Below are 680 nucleotides of genomic sequence, written 5' to 3'. Positions count from 1 at the left end.
GGCAAAACATTGATAGCTACAGCAGCATTAAACCGCAGGCTGTATGCGTCAAATTTTGAAGCCGTGGCGAACAGAGACTGACCGACCACATGGAGGCTCGTCTTGGGATCAGGGCGGTTGATTCCAACGCGACCGGCTATTCGATCAAAGCTGAGGTAAGGGAGCTTGTAAATTATGCCGTCATACGCGTCTTGAAACCGATAGTAGTCCCAATTGCCACACGACTGCGACACCATGTTATCAGTCTGAGAATAAATCGTTGGTCCAAACCGGACGAGGTCACCAACAGTTTTGTCGCGGCTATCAACAAAAATTTGCTGGCTGACTGTGAGAGTGTTGGTGCCAGCACCGGACACAATCGTTGCGGTCCGGTTTAGCGCATCTGGCGTTGTCTGGCAGACTATGACTTGTCCATTAATACCAGTGGGGAATACCGATCCATCAAGTTTCTCAATCGTATTCGTGTTATAATTAAATACGACTTGCGCTTCCTGGTAACTGGTAAAATGCGCGCCGGTTTCTTGGATAATTCCAGGCACACTGCGCAGTGTTGTGCTGGACGTTCCGTCGAAGCTGCTTATTTCCCAAAACGTCAGTCCTCTTGTAGCACCCCAAGGCAGCTGTGGACCGTAGCCTATTGCGCCATGCTCGTATGACGCTCCACCACCGGCGTCTGGACC

At 50.7% G+C, this 680-nt stretch carries 1 protein-coding gene; it reads right to left on the bottom strand.

Features of this window, described 5'->3' with window-relative positions; genetic code table 11:
• A partial coding sequence (locus KP699_RS16305; protein ID WP_215763351.1) for a hypothetical protein occupies window positions 1–680 on the bottom strand: 680 nt, incomplete at both ends.

The organism is Acetobacter sp. P1H12_c, from assembly GCF_018811975.1.
Taxonomy (GTDB): Bacteria; Pseudomonadota; Alphaproteobacteria; order Acetobacterales; family Acetobacteraceae; genus Acetobacter; species Acetobacter persici.
This window is presented reverse-complemented; position numbering and strand designations above follow the sequence as displayed.